14 protein-coding genes are annotated in these 14,839 nt (G+C 64.1%); 3 read left to right on the forward strand and 11 right to left on the reverse strand.

Annotated elements, in window-relative coordinates:
- Positions 1–52 precede the first annotated feature (52 nt).
- Positions 53–1,240: an alpha/beta fold hydrolase gene (locus RBB16_RS11135; protein WP_306046245.1), complete on the forward strand. Its 1,188-nt coding sequence runs from the start codon at positions 53–55 to the stop codon at positions 1,238–1,240.
- A 7-nt stretch (positions 1,241–1,247) separates the two neighbouring features.
- Here RBB16_RS11135 and RBB16_RS11140 read toward each other — a convergent pair whose 3' ends face one another.
- The 3 genes from RBB16_RS11140 to RBB16_RS11150 are packed head-to-tail and all read right to left on the reverse strand — an operon-like array spanning position 1,248 to position 3,683.
- Positions 1,248–1,814, reverse strand: a complete 567-nt coding sequence (locus RBB16_RS11140) for a CvpA family protein (RefSeq protein WP_306046246.1) — start codon at positions 1,812–1,814, stop codon at positions 1,248–1,250.
- Positions 1,815–1,847: 33 nt separating this feature from the next.
- The gene (gene radA, locus RBB16_RS11145; RefSeq protein WP_306046247.1) at positions 1,848–3,215 is read right to left on the reverse strand and encodes a DNA repair protein RadA; all 1,368 of its coding nucleotides are present in this window, start codon (positions 3,213–3,215) and stop codon (positions 1,848–1,850) included.
- A gap of 9 nt (positions 3,216–3,224) precedes the next feature.
- Positions 3,225–3,683, reverse strand: coding sequence for a paraquat-inducible protein A (locus RBB16_RS11150; RefSeq protein ID WP_306046248.1), 459 nt, complete (start codon positions 3,681–3,683; stop codon positions 3,225–3,227).
- A gap of 198 nt (positions 3,684–3,881) precedes the next feature.
- Here RBB16_RS11150 and RBB16_RS11155 point away from each other — a divergent pair, with 198 nt between their 5' ends.
- Positions 3,882–4,370 (forward strand): hypothetical protein, encoded by a 489-nt coding sequence (locus tag RBB16_RS11155; RefSeq protein ID WP_306046249.1) that lies wholly within the window; start codon positions 3,882–3,884, stop codon positions 4,368–4,370.
- Between the two features lie 287 nt (positions 4,371–4,657).
- Here RBB16_RS11155 and gltA read toward each other — a convergent pair whose 3' ends face one another.
- Positions 4,658–5,950, reverse strand: a complete 1,293-nt coding sequence (gene gltA / locus RBB16_RS11160) for a citrate synthase (protein ID WP_306046250.1) — start codon at positions 5,948–5,950, stop codon at positions 4,658–4,660.
- 104 nt (positions 5,951–6,054) lie between these two features.
- Positions 6,055–7,458 carry a glutamate--tRNA ligase gene (gene gltX / locus RBB16_RS11165; protein WP_306046251.1) on the reverse strand — a complete coding sequence of 468 codons (1,404 nt, stop codon included), beginning with the start codon at positions 7,456–7,458 and terminating at the stop codon, positions 6,055–6,057.
- 172 nt (positions 7,459–7,630) lie between these two features.
- Here gltX and RBB16_RS11170 point away from each other — a divergent pair, with 172 nt between their 5' ends.
- Positions 7,631–9,694, forward strand: a complete 2,064-nt coding sequence (locus RBB16_RS11170) for a ComEC/Rec2 family competence protein (RefSeq protein WP_306046252.1) — start codon at positions 7,631–7,633, stop codon at positions 9,692–9,694.
- Positions 9,695–9,932: 238 nt separating this feature from the next.
- Here the strand turns inward: RBB16_RS11170 and lexA are convergent, their stop codons facing one another.
- From lexA to RBB16_RS11200, 6 genes are all read right to left on the reverse strand, one after another.
- A complete protein-coding gene (gene lexA, locus RBB16_RS11175; protein WP_071691659.1) occupies positions 9,933–10,625 on the reverse strand; it encodes a transcriptional repressor LexA in 693 nt (230 codons plus the stop codon).
- 79 nt (positions 10,626–10,704) lie between these two features.
- Positions 10,705–11,889: a gephyrin-like molybdotransferase Glp gene (glp, locus tag RBB16_RS11180; protein ID WP_306046253.1), complete on the reverse strand. Its 1,185-nt coding sequence runs from the start codon at positions 11,887–11,889 to the stop codon at positions 10,705–10,707.
- The gene (locus RBB16_RS11185; RefSeq protein ID WP_306046254.1) at positions 11,886–12,782 is read right to left on the reverse strand and encodes a GIY-YIG nuclease family protein; all 897 of its coding nucleotides are present in this window, start codon (positions 12,780–12,782) and stop codon (positions 11,886–11,888) included. The genes glp and RBB16_RS11185 overlap by 4 nt, the downstream gene beginning before the upstream one ends.
- Positions 12,779–13,258, reverse strand: a complete 480-nt coding sequence (gene moaC / locus RBB16_RS11190; protein WP_071691656.1) for a cyclic pyranopterin monophosphate synthase MoaC — start codon at positions 13,256–13,258, stop codon at positions 12,779–12,781. The genes RBB16_RS11185 and moaC overlap by 4 nt, the downstream gene beginning before the upstream one ends.
- Positions 13,258–14,067 carry an indole-3-glycerol phosphate synthase TrpC gene (trpC, locus tag RBB16_RS11195; RefSeq protein ID WP_306046255.1) on the reverse strand — a complete coding sequence of 270 codons (810 nt, stop codon included), beginning with the start codon at positions 14,065–14,067 and terminating at the stop codon, positions 13,258–13,260. Before trpC ends, moaC begins: the two co-directional genes overlap by 1 nt.
- A complete protein-coding gene (locus RBB16_RS11200; RefSeq protein WP_306046256.1) occupies positions 14,064–14,735 on the reverse strand; it encodes a uracil-DNA glycosylase in 672 nt (223 codons plus the stop codon). The genes trpC and RBB16_RS11200 overlap by 4 nt, the downstream gene beginning before the upstream one ends.
- Between the last annotated feature and the right edge of the window lie 104 nt (positions 14,736–14,839).

Genomic DNA, 14,839 nt, shown 5'->3' on the forward strand with positions numbered 1-14,839 from the left:
AGACGCGGCTGTTTTCCTTGAGAAAGCCCCACAACCCGCGCAAGCTTGGGGCATGATCTATCAATTTGCAGATTGTCAGCTGGATGTGCCCGCCCATGCTCTCATGCGGGACGGGCAGGAGGTGCATTGCGAGCCGCAGGTTTTCGATCTGCTGGTCCTGCTGGCCACCCGTGCGCCCGAACTTGTCAGCTATGACGACATGATCAGGGATATCTGGAACGGGCGTATCGTGTCCGATTCCACGCTTGCGACGCGGGTTGCGGTGGCGCGGGCGGCGGTCGGGGATGATGGCAAGCGACAGGCGGTGATCCGCACCGTGCCGCGCCGGGGGGTGCAGCTTGCCGTGCCGGTGACGATCGGGACCGGTGGCCCCCAAACCGCTGAACGCAAGGGACAGGCAGCCCGGCAGGTCATCCGCTACACCAGTTCGCGCGATGGCACGGGGCTTGCCTGGGCCGAGATGGGGGACGGGTCGCCGCTCCTGCGGGCCGGGCATTGGCTCAGCCATCTGGAGCACGATCTTCACAGCCCGGTCTGGCGCCCGCTGCTGGACCGTCAATCCGCCGGGCGGCGGCTGGTGCGATATGATCCGCGCGGCACGGGGCTGTCGGATCGGGATGTCGATTTCTCGCGCGTGAGTGTTGAGGCGCTGGCCGATGACCTGGAGGCGGTGGCCGATGCCGCCGGGCTGGACCGGTTCCCGATCTACGCAATCTCGCAAAGCGTGCCGGTGGCGTTGACCTTCGCGGCGCGTCACCCCGACCGGGTCAGCCGTATGATCCTGCACAACGGGTTGGTGCAGGGGTCAACCGCGCGGGGGGAGCCGGAGAAAACCGAGACGATGGTTGCCATGATCCGCTCTGGCTGGGGGGTGCCGGACAGCCCCTTCATGCGGGCGGTCGCGACCGTCTTTGCGCCGCGATCCACCCCGGAAGAGCTGGAAAGCCTCGTCCATATCCAGACCGTGTCCGCGACCCCGGAAAACGCCGCCGAGATTCGGCGCGTCGTGGGCGAGATCGACGTTCTGGACAAGCTGGACAAGATCACCTGCCCGGTGCTGATCATGCATTCTTCGGGCGATGCCGTGCAGTCCCCCGACCAGTCCAAGCTTATGGCGCGGGGGCTGAGAGACGCCCAGTTTCAGTCCTGGGACTCGAATAACCACATGCTGGTGCCGAGCGATCCGATCTGGGACGCGGTCGTAACCGAGTTCGACCGCTTCCTGTCAGAAGACGGATAGGCCCGGCTCAGTTCCCGTCAACCGGACCGCAGCTGTTCACCAGTTCCTCATAGCGGCTGACGATCCAGCCGGGCGCGTCCGAGGGGATCTGTTCCTCGACACGGGTCTGCATGGATTGGAAAATCTCGGCGGACCGGCTGTCGGAAATCACCGCAATCGGCTCGTTCCCGACGATGCGGTCATAGGCAATCAGCGCCACGACAACCAGCAGAACCCCGCGCAGCACCCCGAAGAGGAAGCCAAGCCCCGCATCCAGCCCGCCGATGGCGGATCGCTGCACGGCGCTGGAAAAGAAAGGAGTAAAGAGAGAGATGACCACAAGCGCGATGGCGAAGACGGCGGCAAAGGCCGCGATGACCGCCAGTTCGCAGGAGCCGTTGAGGAAATCGCCCAGATAGGGAATCTCGAACATCAGTTCCTTGGCGCGGGGGGCAAAGAGGAAAGCCACGATGGCCGCCACGATCCAGCCCGCAATCGACAGCGCCTCGCGCACGAAACCACGGGAATAGGCGAGAATGGCGGAGATCACGATCACACCGGCCACGACCCCGTCAAAAATGGTAAAACCGTCCATTATCTCTCTCGTCTCCCTCGTGGCTTGGGCCGGTCAGCCTGCGCCGAAAATATCACCAGTAAACCGGGCCAGGTCCGGCATCAGTTTCAAATCCATATCAGCCCCGTCGGTGATTTTGCATCCCTCAGGTGCGATTGCGGAGGAAAAACCAAGTTTCCGCGCCTCTTTCAACCTGTTTTCGGCCTGAGAGACCGGGCGTAACGCGCCGGAAAGGCTCAATTCACCGAAAACGACGCATGTGGCGGGCAGGGCTTCGTCCTCTCGCGCCGACAAAAGTGCGGCGGCCACGGCCAGATCGGCAGCGGGTTCCGAGATGCGCATGCCGCCCGCGATATTGAGATAGACGTCGAGCCCCTGAAAGCTGATCCCAACGCGGGCTTCCAGCACCGCGAGGATCATCGACAATCTGCCGCCATCCCAGCCCACAACCGCGCGGCGGGGTTGGGACAGAGACGAGGGCGCGACAAGGGCCTGCACCTCGACCAGCACAGGCCGCGTCCCTTCGATCCCTGCAAACACCACCGATCCCGGCGCGCGCGCCTGCCGGTCGGACAGGAACAGGGCCGAGGGGTTCGGGACTTCGGCCAATCCGCCGCCGGTCATCTCGAAGACACCGATCTCATCCGCCGGGCCAAAGCGGTTCTTGACGCTGCGCAGGATGCGGAACTGGTGGCCGCGCTCGCCCTCGAAATAGAGCACGGTGTCGACCATGTGTTCCACCACGCGGGGGCCAGCGATCTGGCCTTCCTTGGTGACATGGCCCACCAGCATCACGCTGACGCCCTTGCGCTTGGCGAAACTCACCAGCTCATGCGCGGCGGCGCGGACCTGACTGACGGACCCCGGCGCGCTGTCCACGGTATCGAGCCACATGGTCTGGATGGAATCGATCACCACCAGATCGGGCTTTTCCTCGTCCAGCGTGGTCAGGATATCGCGCAGGTTGGTTTCGGCAGCGAGCTTTACCGGGCTGTCGCCAAGCCCAAGCCGCTGTGCGCGCATTCGCACCTGGGCCGTCGCTTCCTCGCCCGAGACATAGATAACCTTGAGACCCGCCTGCGCAAAACTGGCTGCTGCCTGCAACAGCAGCGTCGATTTGCCGATGCCGGGGTCGCCGCCCACCAGCGTGGCACTGGCCCCGACCAGCCCGCCGCCAAGCACCCGGTCAAGCTCAGCAATCCCCGATCCGTCCCGTTCCGGCGGGCGTTCTTCCGTCGCCAGATCGGTCAGTGCCATCCCTTTGCCCTTCATCCCGCCAAGCCCCTTGGCTCCGGGCCCCATGGAGAGCGGCGTTTCCTCCTGGATGGAATTCCACTCGCCACAGGCATCGCAGCGGCCTGCCCATTTCTTATGGGTGGCGCCGCAGGCGGAACAGACGAATTGGGTGACGGGTTTTGCCATTCGGTTGGCTTAGCCCAAGGCCTCGCGCTTGGCCAGTGCCGAGGTTGCCAGGCTGATCCCGAAGCTGACCAGCACGCAGGTGGTGAAGAGCCAAAGCCCCCAGGCGGTTTCCACCCGGCCCACACCGACGCCCTTGGCGAGCGTGATGTAGATGGCGATCAGGAAAACATCCGCCATGGCCAGCTTGCCAAGCGCGGTGAGCGGCGCCAGCAGGCGGCTGTCGGTCATGCGGAAATGGATCAGCGCCAGCCCTGCCGTCTTCAGGATCGGCGCGACGATGGCAAAGAGCGCCACTGCCAGCGCCAGCAGAACGTCCTCCTCCCATAGCGCCATGACACCGGACAGGACCGAGATCTCGCTTAGCCCGAAGAGCGGCAACAGCCCCGCGCGCATCAGCGGTGCGACCCAGGCCAGGGGGAAGAGAACCAGCAGCGACAGGTTCAGCGAGGTCAGGATTATCCGTGTCATTACAGGCAGATGGGGCAGGGGGCCGCGACGCGCAAGGGCGGGATGCGAAAAGGCCGCCCGCTGCGCACTCTCTTTGATGATGGATCAGATCGGGATTGTTCGATAGTGATTGACGCAAGTGGTGACATGTAACGAGTGGCGGATGCGTTGAAGAACGGGCTTCCGGATCAGATCAGGTTCAGAGGGCAGCAGATAAGCTTGTCCCACCTTCATCCGTTTACGCATGTCTTTGCTGGACACGGACCCGAAGGCCGAGACCTGGTTCTTCGCGTCAGGTTTGAATCTCACGTGTTTTCCAACTCTTATGGAACTGGTCCGCATGACTTTCTGGATGAAGCAGGCAACAAGCGACAGTTTTGTGCCAATCGCTATGCCTTTTCCCATTGTCTCCCTTCTGAAATCCGCAACCTGCTGACCTGCAACGCCTACACGTGGGAGGAAAAGGACAGAAATCAGGTGGCGAACCTCGCTGTGCTCACACCTGCGGGATCCCCGCTGATCTCTGGGATTCACACCGTCATTATCTACTACTTGTATCCGAGCAAGGTGGAGGAGATCGACGTCGAGATGCTGGTGAAGACCTGCTATGAAAAGGAGATCAGCTTTGAACACAGGAAAAAACGCGAGAAGATCAGGGTCTACGTCAAGAAAGCCTGCTTTCAGCAGGTGAGAATCCCGAAAAACTGAAGGCATTAAAAAAGGCCCCCCGAAGGAGGCCTTGTCTTCATGCGGGTGCGCCTTACCGTGATATGCCGACCCTTGCGGGTGCGCGTGTAGCAGCGATCCAAGGAAAGCCCCGCTATCTGCTACTGCGCTGACAATACGTTTCATGGTCACGATTGTCAAGGAAAGTGGCCACGATCACCAAGGGAAAGCGCTTCCGATACCGTGCATGTCATTATGCGGATGCCTGACATCCGTGCAAAAAAGGCCAACCTTGGGAGGCCAGCCTTTTCGTGTCTCTACCAACCCGCTCAGCGGTTCTCGATATCCGTGTATTCGCGGTAGGTGGCCCCGGTATAAAGCTGGCGCGGACGGCCGATCTTGCCTTTCGGGTCGGCGATCATTTCCTTCCACTGCGAAATCCAGCCCACGGTCCGCGACAGGGCGAAGATCGGGGTGAACATCGAGGTGGGGAAGCCCATGGCCTCCAGGATGATGCCGGAGTAGAAATCGACGTTGGGGAACAGCTTCTTCTCGGAGAAATACTCGTCCTCCAACGCGATGCGTTCCAGTTCCTTGGCGACCTGCAGAAGCGGGTTGTTTTCCACGCCCAGAAGGTCCAGCACCTCGTCCGCCGATTTCTTCATCACCGTCGCGCGCGGATCGAAGTTCTTGTAGACGCGGTGACCGAAGCCCATCAGGCGGAAGGGGTCGTTCTTGTCCTTGGCCCGCGCGATGTATTCGGGGATGCGGTCGACAGTGCCGATTTCCTTCAGCATCTCCAGACAGGCCTGATTGGCGCCGCCATGGGCAGGCCCCCAGAGACAGGCGATGCCGGCGGCAATACAGGCAAACGGGTTCGCGCCCGACGACCCGGCCAGACGCACGGTCGAGGTGGACGCGTTCTGTTCGTGATCCGCATGCAGGGTAAAGATCCGGTCCATCGCGCGGCTCAGGATCGGGTCGGGCTGGTATTCCTCTGCCGGGACGGCAAAGCACATGCGCAGGAAGTTGGTGGCATAGTCGCAATCATTGCGCGGATAGACGAAGGGCTGACCGATCGAGTATTTATAGGCCATCGCGGCGATGGTCGGCAGCTTGGCGATCAGGCGGATCGAAGCGACCTCGCGCTGCCACGGGTCCGAAATATCGGTGGAGTCGTGGTAGAAGGCCGACATCGCGCCGACAACGCCCACCATGGTCGCCATCGGATGCGCGTCGCGCCGGAACCCGCGGAAGAAGTTGTGCATCTGTTCATGCACCATCGTGTGACGGGTCACGCGATCCTCGAAATCTTCCAGCTGGGTCGCGGTCGGCAGCTCACCATATAGCAGCAGATAGCACACTTCGAGGTAATGCGATTTTTCTGCCAGCTGGTCGATCGGGTAGCCGCGATGCAACAGAACGCCCGCGTCACCGTCGATATAGGTGATGGTGGATTCGCAGGCCGAGGTCGAGGTGAAACCGGGATCGTGGGTAAAGACGCCCGCCTGACCGTAAAGCTTACCGATGTCGATCACGTCGGGACCGACACTGGGCGAGTGCATTGGCAGCTCGAATGTCTTGTTATCGAACGTGAGCGTCGCGGTTCTGTTGTCTGCCATCCTGAGTCCCTCTTCAAAAAGCCTGCCCGATGGGGTCATCAGGCGGTGTTCAGGGACCGGTTGCCCGGGCCCCTCTATTCGCAGGCAGCCACGACACACTCAGGTCATTCGGCTGCGGCCTCCGTCAGGCGGGCAAGTGTCTCCTCCCGGCCGATGACGAGCATCATGTCGAAAACGCTCGGGCTGACGGGGCGGCCTGCCAACGCGGCCCTCAGGGCCGGTGCAAGCTTGCCCAGTTTCAGATCGTGGCGTTCGGCCACTTCGGAAACTGTCGCCTCCAGCGTGTCGCGTGTCCAGCTAGCATTTTGCAACTGCGGCGTCAATTCTGCCAGTATACCACGGGATACATCTGTCAGCGCGGCCAGCGACTTCTCATCCCGATCCAGCGGGCGTTCCGTCAAGACAAAGTGTGCCTTTTCAAGGAGTTGAGGAAGAGACTTTGCCCGATCCTTGAGGCAATACATCGCAGCGGCCAGCCCGTCTTTCTGCGCCTGCGAAAGCGCGGGTTGCTGCGTTGCCACCAAGAAACGCTCGATTTCAGACACCAAATCGTCATCGGCCATGGCCCCGATATGATGGCTGGCCACATGTTCGAGCTTCTTGAAATCAAGCCGCGCGGGGGATTTGCCGATTCCCGTCAGGTCGAACCACTCTTTCGCCTCAGCGTCGCTGAACAACTCGTCATCCCCATGGCTCCAGCCAAGCCGCGCCAGGTAGTTGCGCATCGCAGCGGGCGGGTAGCCCATGGCGGCATATTCCTCGACCCCGAGCGCGCCGTGGCGTTTCGACAGTTTCTTGCCATCAGGCCCGTGGATCAGCGGGATATGCGCCCAGACCGGTTCCGGCCAGCCCATGGCATGGAAAATCTGCGCCTGGCGCGCAGCGTTGTTGAGGTGATCGTCCCCCCGGATCACATGGGTCACGCCCATGTCATGATCGTCCACAACCACGGCCAGCATATATGTGGGCGTGCCATCGGAGCGTAACAGGATCATGTCATCGAGCTGATCGTTGCGGATCGTGACATCGCCCTGCACCTGATCCTTGATCACCGTCACGCCCTCGCGCGGGGCTTTCACGCGGATCACATAAGGCGCGTCCGGGTGGTCAGCCTCGGCCACATCGCGCCAGGGGCTGAGGAAAAGGGTCGAGCGGCCCTCGGCCTTTGCCGCCTCGCGGAAGGCCTGAATCTCCTCCTGCGTGGCGAAGCATTTATAGGCGTGGCCCTTGGCCAGCATGTCGCGCGCCACCTCTGCGTGCCGGTCGCGGCGTTCAAACTGGCTGATCGGCTCGCCGTCCCAGTCGAGACCGAGCCAGGTCAGCCCGTTCAGAATGGCCTGCGTTGCCTCGGGGGTGGAGCGTTCGCGGTCGGTGTCCTCGATGCGCAGCAGGAAGGTGCCGCCCCGCCCGCGCGCATAGAGCCAGTTGAACAGCGCCGTCCGCGCGCCGCCGATATGCAGAAAGCCCGTGGGCGAAGGGGCAAAGCGGGTCACGACATCAGAGGTCATCGAAGGTCCTTTCCGGGGCACGCGGGCCTTGAGCGGCGCCGCGCGTTAACAGTTTGGCAACCATGAGGCCGCACAGTCATCTGCGCGCAGGTTTAGGCAAGCCCGGAAGGGGTGGCAAGTGCGGCTGTGGCACTGGTTGAATGCGGTCCAGCAGGGCCAGCGGGGCTATCTGATGCCCTGGTCCCCGGTCTTTTTCGGGATCGGGGTGGCACTCTATTTCGCCCTGCCAGTGGAACCGGGGCGCATGGCGTATGGCCTGGCCGGGGCGGCGGCCCTTCTGGCCGCGTTCCTTGGCCGATGGCGACGCGAAACGCTTGGGCCTTTGGCGACGGCGGTGCTGCTTGTCGCGCTCGGGCTGTGCACGGCAGGCTTGCGGACGGCTCAGGTGGCGGGGCCGGTTCTGGGCTTTCGCTACTATGGCCCCATCGAAGGCCGGATCGTGGTGGTGGACCGGTCCGCCTCGGACCGGTTGCGCCTGACGCTGGATCGGGTCGTGCTGGCCGACACCGACCCCGACCGCGTGCCCCGGCGGGTGCGCGTCTCGCTTCACGGCGACCAGCCGTTCCTGACGCCGGAACCCGGTGCGCGTGTTGCCCTGACCGGCCATCTGTCGCCCCCTGAAGGACCGGGAGAGCCCGGTGGCTTCGACTTCCAGCGACACGCCTGGTTCCTGTCCATCGGCGCGGTCGGATATACCCGCAATCCAGCCCTCCTGCTGGAACCGCGCCCGGAGCGCGTCCTGCCGCTGTTGCATCTGCGCATGCGGCTTTCGCGCGCCATTCAGACCCGGATCGAGGGCGAACCCGGCGCCTTCGCCGCTGCCGTCATGACCGGGGACCGCTCCGGCATCTCGACCGAAACGCTGGAGACCCTGCGGCGCACCAATATCGCCCACCTTCTGGCCATTTCAGGCCTGCATATGGGATTGCTGACCGGCTTTGTCTTTCTGTGCCTGCGTTCCGGCCTGTCGCTGATCCCGCCCCTTGCCCTGCGCATTCCGACCAAGAAGATCGCCGCCGTCGGGGCCTTGGCCGCCGGGGCCTTCTACCTGGCCGTGGCGGGGGGCAACGTCGCCACCGAACGCGCCTTCATCCAGGTGGCGGTGATGTTCACGGCGGTTCTGCTGGACCGGCGCGCCGTCACCTTGCGCTCGGTCGCCATAGCGGCGCTGATCGTTCTGGCGCATCGCCCCGACTCCCTGCTTGGCCCCGGATTCCAGATGAGTTTTGCCGCCACGACCGCGCTGGTGGCGGTCTTCACCGGCATGTCCCGCATCGAGCGGCTGCGCACCTGGCCCGCATGGGCGCGCTGGCTGCTTGGGCTGGTCCTGTCCTCTGGCGTTGCGGGGCTGGCGACGGCCCCTTTCGCGGCGGCGCATTTCAACATGCTGGCGTCTTACGGGCTGGCCGCAAACCTGCTGACGGTGCCTGTCATGGGCAGCCTCGTGGTTCCCGCGGCGGTGGTGGCCATGCTGCTCTGGCCTCTCGGGCTGGAGTTCCTGGCCTTCCGGGTGATGGAGGCGGGGCTGGTCTGGATCCTTGCCGTGGCCGAGCGCATCTCGGGCATGGAGGGTGCCGTCCGGACCATCGAGATGCCCCCGGCGGAGGTGCTGCCGCTGCTGACCTTCGGGGCGCTGGTCGTGATCCTGTGGCAAGGGCGCGGGCGTTGGACGGGACTTGCCCCGGCAGCGCTGGCGCTTCTGCTCTGGTCGGGCGGAGAGCGCCCGTCGCTGCTGATCTCGCCCTCGGGGCGGCTGGTCGGGGTGATGACGGAGGAGGGGCGAGCGCTCAGCCGTGCGCGGGGCGATGGATTCGTCGCGGGGTTGTGGCTGGAAAATGACGGGGATGGCGCGGATCAGGCCGGGGGTTTTGCGCGTCCGGCATGGGGTCAGGACGGGGCCGGGCAGGCGGTGGCGATCGGCGGGCTGTCTCTGTGGCACGGGGTCGGTCGCCGGGCCGCGCAGGATCTCGCCCGGGCCTGCGCCGCACATGACTGGGTGATCACCTCCGAGCGGTCTGAAAGCGGGTTTGGGGGTGTCCCGGACTTTGGACCGGGCGCGGGGACAGGGGCGGCCATGGCCGACAGCAGCAGGGAGGGCGCCGCCTGTGTCATGATCGGCCCGGACATCCTGTCGCAAACCGGGGCCATCGCGCTTGCGGCGGGGGAAAACGGGCTGCGGGTCGTCACGGCCCGCGCATTGCAGGGCCGACGTCCCTGGGTGCCGACATCCCGCTGACAAACGGGGCGCCCGCGCGGATTTCCGTGATGGGTCATTGCCACCAGTCCCAGGGTCTTCGGATCAGCACCGACCCCTGCCATATATCCGTGGCAACGCGGACCGATGAGGCCTCCGGCGTCAGCCGGGGGTTGAGGAGGGCCGCTCCCGGGTCGACGACGAAGTCGGCGAAACCCCGTGGACGGCAGGGCGAGGGACTGAAGACAACAGCGCCGGTCAGACCGGCCTAAGTGACGGATCAATAGGTGCGGATCAGCCCGACAAGTTTGCCCTGCACCTTGACCTGGTCGTCGCGCAGCATCCGGGTTTGATAGGCGGGGTTGGCCGCTTCCAGCGCGATCATATTGCCCTTCTTGCGGAAGCGTTTCAGGGTTGCCTCGTAACCTTCCACAAGTGCCACGACGATATCGCCATTATCAGCGGTCGAGCCTTCCTCGATCACCACGATGTCGCCCTCGTTGATCCCGGCCTCGATCATCGAGTCGCCCTTCACCTCCAGCGCGTAATGCGATTTGCCCGATCCCAGCATCTGCTGGGGCACGGCAACATGGGTGGACACCTCGCTGATCGCCTCAATGGGCGTCCCGGCGGCGATGCGTCCCATAACCGGCAGGTCGATGGCAGAGGCGGCGGCCACGGGGCGCGCGTCGCGGGGCGGATCGGCGCGGCTGCCTTCGATCACGCGGGGGGTGAAGCCGCCCAGTTTGGTTTCCAAACTTTCGGGCAGTTTCACGATCTCGATCGCGCGCGCCCTGTGGGCCAGCCGCCGGATGAACCCGCGTTCCTCCAGCGCCGTGATCAGCCGGTGGATGCCCGATTTCGACCGCAGGTCCAGCGCATCCTTCATTTCGTCGAAGGAGGGCGGCACCCCGTCACGCTGCATGCGGCGGTGAATAAGCTCCAGCAGGTCCAGCTGCTTCTTGGTCAGCATCGCAGGGCTCCCCTAACGGAAATTACATCTGTTCGGGGAATGTTCTATCGCTGTTCCCGCTTCGTGTCAACATATTGGGTCAGAATCGCAAGATATCCACAAGCGACCCGGCTTTGAGCGGCCCTGCCGAGGGTGGGTAGATCATCAGCGCATCTGCTCTCGACAGCACCGTCAATAGCGAGGAATCCTGACGCCGATCGGGGGTCACGCGCGGGTATCGGCGGCCCGGCTCCAGCACCGCGCGCATGTAGTGTTCACGCGGGCCGTTCTGCGGCAGGTCCACCGCCAGTTCGGCGGTCTCACGCGGGGCAGGGGCCTTGCCCAGACCCAGCATCGCCCGGATCATTGGCACCAGGAAAATCTGCCCGCAGACCATTGCGGACACAGGATTGCCGGGCAGGCCGAGCAGCGCCGCCTTGCCCATGCGCCCCGCCATCAGCGGCTTGCCGGGTCTGAGCGCCACCTTGTAAAAACTCCGCTCCAGCCCCTCTGCTGCCGCCACCTGCGCCACAAGGTCATGATCGCCCACGGACGCGCCGCCGATGGTCACGATGATATCGGCATCGGCTGCCAGTTGCAGCGTGCTGGCGAGACTCTCGACCGTGTCGCGCGCGATCGGCAGCAGTCGTGCATGCGCCCCCGATGCCTCGGCCAGCGCCTTCAATCCATAGGAATTGGAGGCCACGATCTGGTCAGGCCGCGGGGTGTCGCCCGGCTGCACCAGCTCATCCCCGGTGGCAATCAGCGCCACGACGGGTTTGCGGGTCACGGGCAGGGTGGGCAGGTTCATGGCGGCGACCAGCGCCAGATCGGCCGGGCGCAGGATGCGCGGGGCGTCCAGCGCGTCCCCGGTCAGGAAATCGCCGCCAGCGGGGCGGATATTGGTCTGGTGATCCAGCCGGTCGCCCAGGGTGATGACATCGCCCTCGCGCGTCACATCCTCCTGGATGATCACCCGCGCCGCACCGTCAGGAACTGGTGCGCCGGTAAAGATGCGCACCGTCTGACCCGCGCCTATCTGGCCCTGCCAGACATGCCCCGCAGCGGCCTCTCCGATCACGGTGAACCTGTCACCGGGCCGGGGAGCCTCTGCCGTCACCGCATAGCCATCCATGGCCGAGGCCGCAAAGGGAGGCTGATCGCGCCGCGCGGCCACCGCCCGCGCCAGAACCCGGCCATTGGCATCTGCCAGCGGAACCTCTTCCGAGGGCAACGGATCGGCAAGCGCCAGACAGGCGGCGAGGGCCTCGTCAACTGTGATCATGGAGCGGCCCCTTCGATTTGTTCCGCCTCCCAGTCCGCATAGGTGCGGCCATCGGGAAGTTTCCATTGCGTGCGGCCATTGGCTGAGCGGCCAGACACAACTGCGGCAGCGGCAGATGGGCTACTAAATGCATAGTTTTCAGCCATCACCGCACCGCCGTCTGACACGAGGATAATTCCCTTCTCAACGAGTCCTTCGTGCAACTCTCTATAGTTTGAGGCGTGCTTAGGGTTGCCGACCCACGCGGGGCGTACCATTGAACGGGCCTGAACCACCATCTCCCCATTGACGAGTTCTGCGCTGGCATCAACACCATGTCGCGGGACCGCAAGGTGAAAGACTGGGCGCGGAGTAGCACTTTCACTACGCATGTCGGACTGGTCGGCAGATCTGCGTCCGGTTTGAAAAAGATCCACTCTGATCGCGGGCAAAACCATCTGAAGCGTGTCTTTGAAGCCTTCCATATTTGCCATGCCTGCTTCGTTCAGGCTTGACCCGCCAGGCTGATTTCCGTTCTCCAATCTCATCGTCCCGGCGGTACGAGCCATGCTGACAAGGCGGTTTTCGAGGTGGCGTATATGAGCCTTGTTCAACGCGTCCCCGGCGGCCGTGATCAGAACGGCAACGTCCCACCAGTCTTTCTCGCGAGCATGCTGTCCGATGCGGCGGGCCATGTCCTCGGCCTCACCGACATAGGCCAGCGGGCCGTCCGCATCCTCGCCAAGCAGCAGGTACACGCCGGTTTGCCCGGCTTCGGCCCGCCGCAATCCGTCGGCAAGCCGTGTGCGCGGGATGCGCAAGACATGACCGGTCCAGTTGAAAACCTCTGCCGTCAGCATGCCGTCAGGCTTGCCATCGACGAAGTAGAGTTCAAGCGACCGGCCCGATGTCATCCCTGCGCCTCGTATCTCCCGGATTTCCCGCCCTCTTTCAGCAGCAACCGGATGCCGGTGATTTCCATTGATTTATCAACGGCTTTCACCATGTCATAGACCGTCAGCGCGGCGGTGGAGACGGCGGTCAGGGCCTCCATCTCGACCCCGGTCTGGCCGCCGGTCTTGACGGTGGCCACGATACGGATGCCGGGCAAGTCGGCCACGGGTTCCAGCTCCAGCGCCACCTTGGTGATCGGCAGGGGATGGCAGAGCGGGATGAGGTCCGATGTCTTCTTGGCCCCCATGATCCCCGCCAGCCGCGCGACCCCCAGAACATCGCCCTTCTTCGCCTCACCACCGGTGATGGCGGCAAGTGTCTCGGGCGTCATCCGCACGAAGCCTTCGGCCACCGCCACGCGCGCCGTCACCGGCTTGTCCGAGACATCGACCATATGGGCCTGCCCCTCGGCGTCGAAATGGGTGAGACCCGCCATCATTGCGCAGCCCGCAAAGGGTTGGCCAGAAGCGTCCGCGTGGCGGTTTCCACATCCTCCTGCCGCATCAGGCTTTCGCCGATCAGGAAGCAGCGGGTGCCGTACATGGCTATATCGGAGAGATCCTTGGGCGTGTTCAGCCCGGATTCAGAGACCACCATCCGGTCGCCGGGAATACGGCGCACCAGCGTCTTTGTCACGTCGAGAGAGGTGACGAATGTATTGAGATCCCGGTTGTTGATGCCGATCATGCGGGATTTCAGCGTCAGGGCGCGGTCCAGTTCCTCGGCATCATGCACTTCAATCAGCGCATCCATGCCCCACCGGGTTGCGGCCTCCTCCAGCTCCTGCGCCTGCGCGTCAGAGACGCTGGCCATGATGATCAGGATGCAGTCGGCCCCAAGCGCGCGGGCCTCGGCCACCTGGTAGGGATCGTAAAGGAAATCCTTGCGCAGAACCGGCAGCGACACAGCGGCGCGGGCCGCGACAAGGTAGTCATCAGCGCCCTGAAAGGAGGGCGTGTCGGTCAGGACAGACAGGCAGGTCGCGCCCCCGGCCTCATAGGCGCGGGCCAAGGCGGGCGGGTCGAAATTGGCGCGGATGAGCCCCTTGGAGGGGCTGGCCTTCTTGATTTCCGCAATCAGCCCGTAGCCCTCGCGCGAGGCAATGCTGAGCGCCTCCGCGAAGGGGCGAACCGGCGGCGCGGCCTCTGCATCGGCTTCCACGGCGGCCATGGGCCGGGCGGCTTTGCGGGCGGCCACGTCTTCCAGCTTGTAGGCCTTGATCTTGTCGAGAATGCTTGTGGTCATATCTGTCCCGGGTCCGTCCAGTTGATGGGCGTCAGTCCCTGCGTTTGTAACCAGTTATTCGCGCGAGAGAAGGGGCGCGCGCCAAAAAAGCCCCGATGCGCGGAAAGGGGCGAGGGATGCGGGGCTTCCAGCTTGAGATTGCGCTCTGCGGGGATGTCTTTGGCGGCTTTCTGCGCGGGCTTGCCCCAAAGCATGTAGACGCGGGGGAGGCCGTCGCTGGAGAGATGGTCCAACACCTGTCCTGTCAGCCGCTGCCAGCCCAGTTTCGCGTGGCCATTGGCCTCGCCTGCGGGCACGGTCAGGACGGTGTTGAGTAGCAGAACGCCCTGCGCGGCCCAGAACCGCAGATCGGCATTGGGCGGGCAGGCCCCCAGGTCGGCCTGCATCTCCTTGTAGATATTGGCCAGCGACCGGGGCAGGGGGCGCACATGCGGTTCTGCCGAGAAGGCGAACCCATGGGCGTGGCCGGGGGTCGGGTAGGGGTCCTGGCCGAGGATGACGACCTTTGTCGCGTCGGGCGGGCAGGCTTCCAATGCGGCAAAGACCTGCGCCGGGGTGGGGAGCCAGGGCCGGGGTTCAGCGGTCAAAGCGGCTTCGAAGCCGCTTATGTCGCGCGCGAAGAATGGCAGGTTGGCCCAAGACCCGAGATGAGACAGATCGAAACGCATGGGTCAGGGGGTAACGCGTGCGGCCGGGCGGGGACAAGGGTTTTCGAAAACCCTTCCAACGCGGTTTCGAAACCGCGTTCTGCGCCCCGTGACGGGCCGGAGCG

Origin of the sequence: Nioella sp. MMSF_3534, assembly GCF_030732985.1 — a bacterium.
Classification (GTDB): domain Bacteria; phylum Pseudomonadota; class Alphaproteobacteria; order Rhodobacterales; family Rhodobacteraceae; genus Nioella.

Bases quoted from the DNA above. Each gene is read 5' to 3' on its own strand.
- gltA (WP_306046250.1), bottom strand. From the start codon at position 5,950: ATGGCAGACAACAGAACCGCGACGCTCACGTTCGATAACAAGACATTC.
- radA (WP_306046247.1), bottom strand. From the start codon at position 3,215: ATGGCAAAACCCGTCACCCAATTCGTCTGTTCCGCCTGCGGCGCCACC.
- trpC (WP_306046255.1), bottom strand. From the start codon at position 14,067: ATGACCACAAGCATTCTCGACAAGATCAAGGCCTACAAGCTGGAAGAC.
- RBB16_RS11185 (WP_306046254.1), bottom strand. From the start codon at position 12,782: ATGACATCGGGCCGGTCGCTTGAACTCTACTTCGTCGATGGCAAGCCT.
- RBB16_RS11200 (WP_306046256.1), bottom strand. From the start codon at position 14,735: ATGCGTTTCGATCTGTCTCATCTCGGGTCTTGGGCCAACCTGCCATTC.
- RBB16_RS11140 (WP_306046246.1), bottom strand. From the start codon at position 1,814: ATGGACGGTTTTACCATTTTTGACGGGGTCGTGGCCGGTGTGATCGTG.
- moaC (WP_071691656.1), bottom strand. From the start codon at position 13,258: ATGGCGGGTCTCACCCATTTCGACGCCGAGGGGCAGGCCCATATGGTC.
- gltX (WP_306046251.1), bottom strand. From the start codon at position 7,458: ATGACCTCTGATGTCGTGACCCGCTTTGCCCCTTCGCCCACGGGCTTT.
- lexA (WP_071691659.1), bottom strand. From the start codon at position 10,625: ATGCTGACCAAGAAGCAGCTGGACCTGCTGGAGCTTATTCACCGCCGC.
- glp (WP_306046253.1), bottom strand. From the start codon at position 11,889: ATGATCACAGTTGACGAGGCCCTCGCCGCCTGTCTGGCGCTTGCCGAT.
- RBB16_RS11170 (WP_306046252.1), top strand. From the start codon at position 7,631: ATGCCCTGGTCCCCGGTCTTTTTCGGGATCGGGGTGGCACTCTATTTC.
- RBB16_RS11150 (WP_306046248.1), bottom strand. From the start codon at position 3,683: ATGACACGGATAATCCTGACCTCGCTGAACCTGTCGCTGCTGGTTCTC.
- RBB16_RS11135 (WP_306046245.1), top strand. From the start codon at position 53: ATGATCTATCAATTTGCAGATTGTCAGCTGGATGTGCCCGCCCATGCT.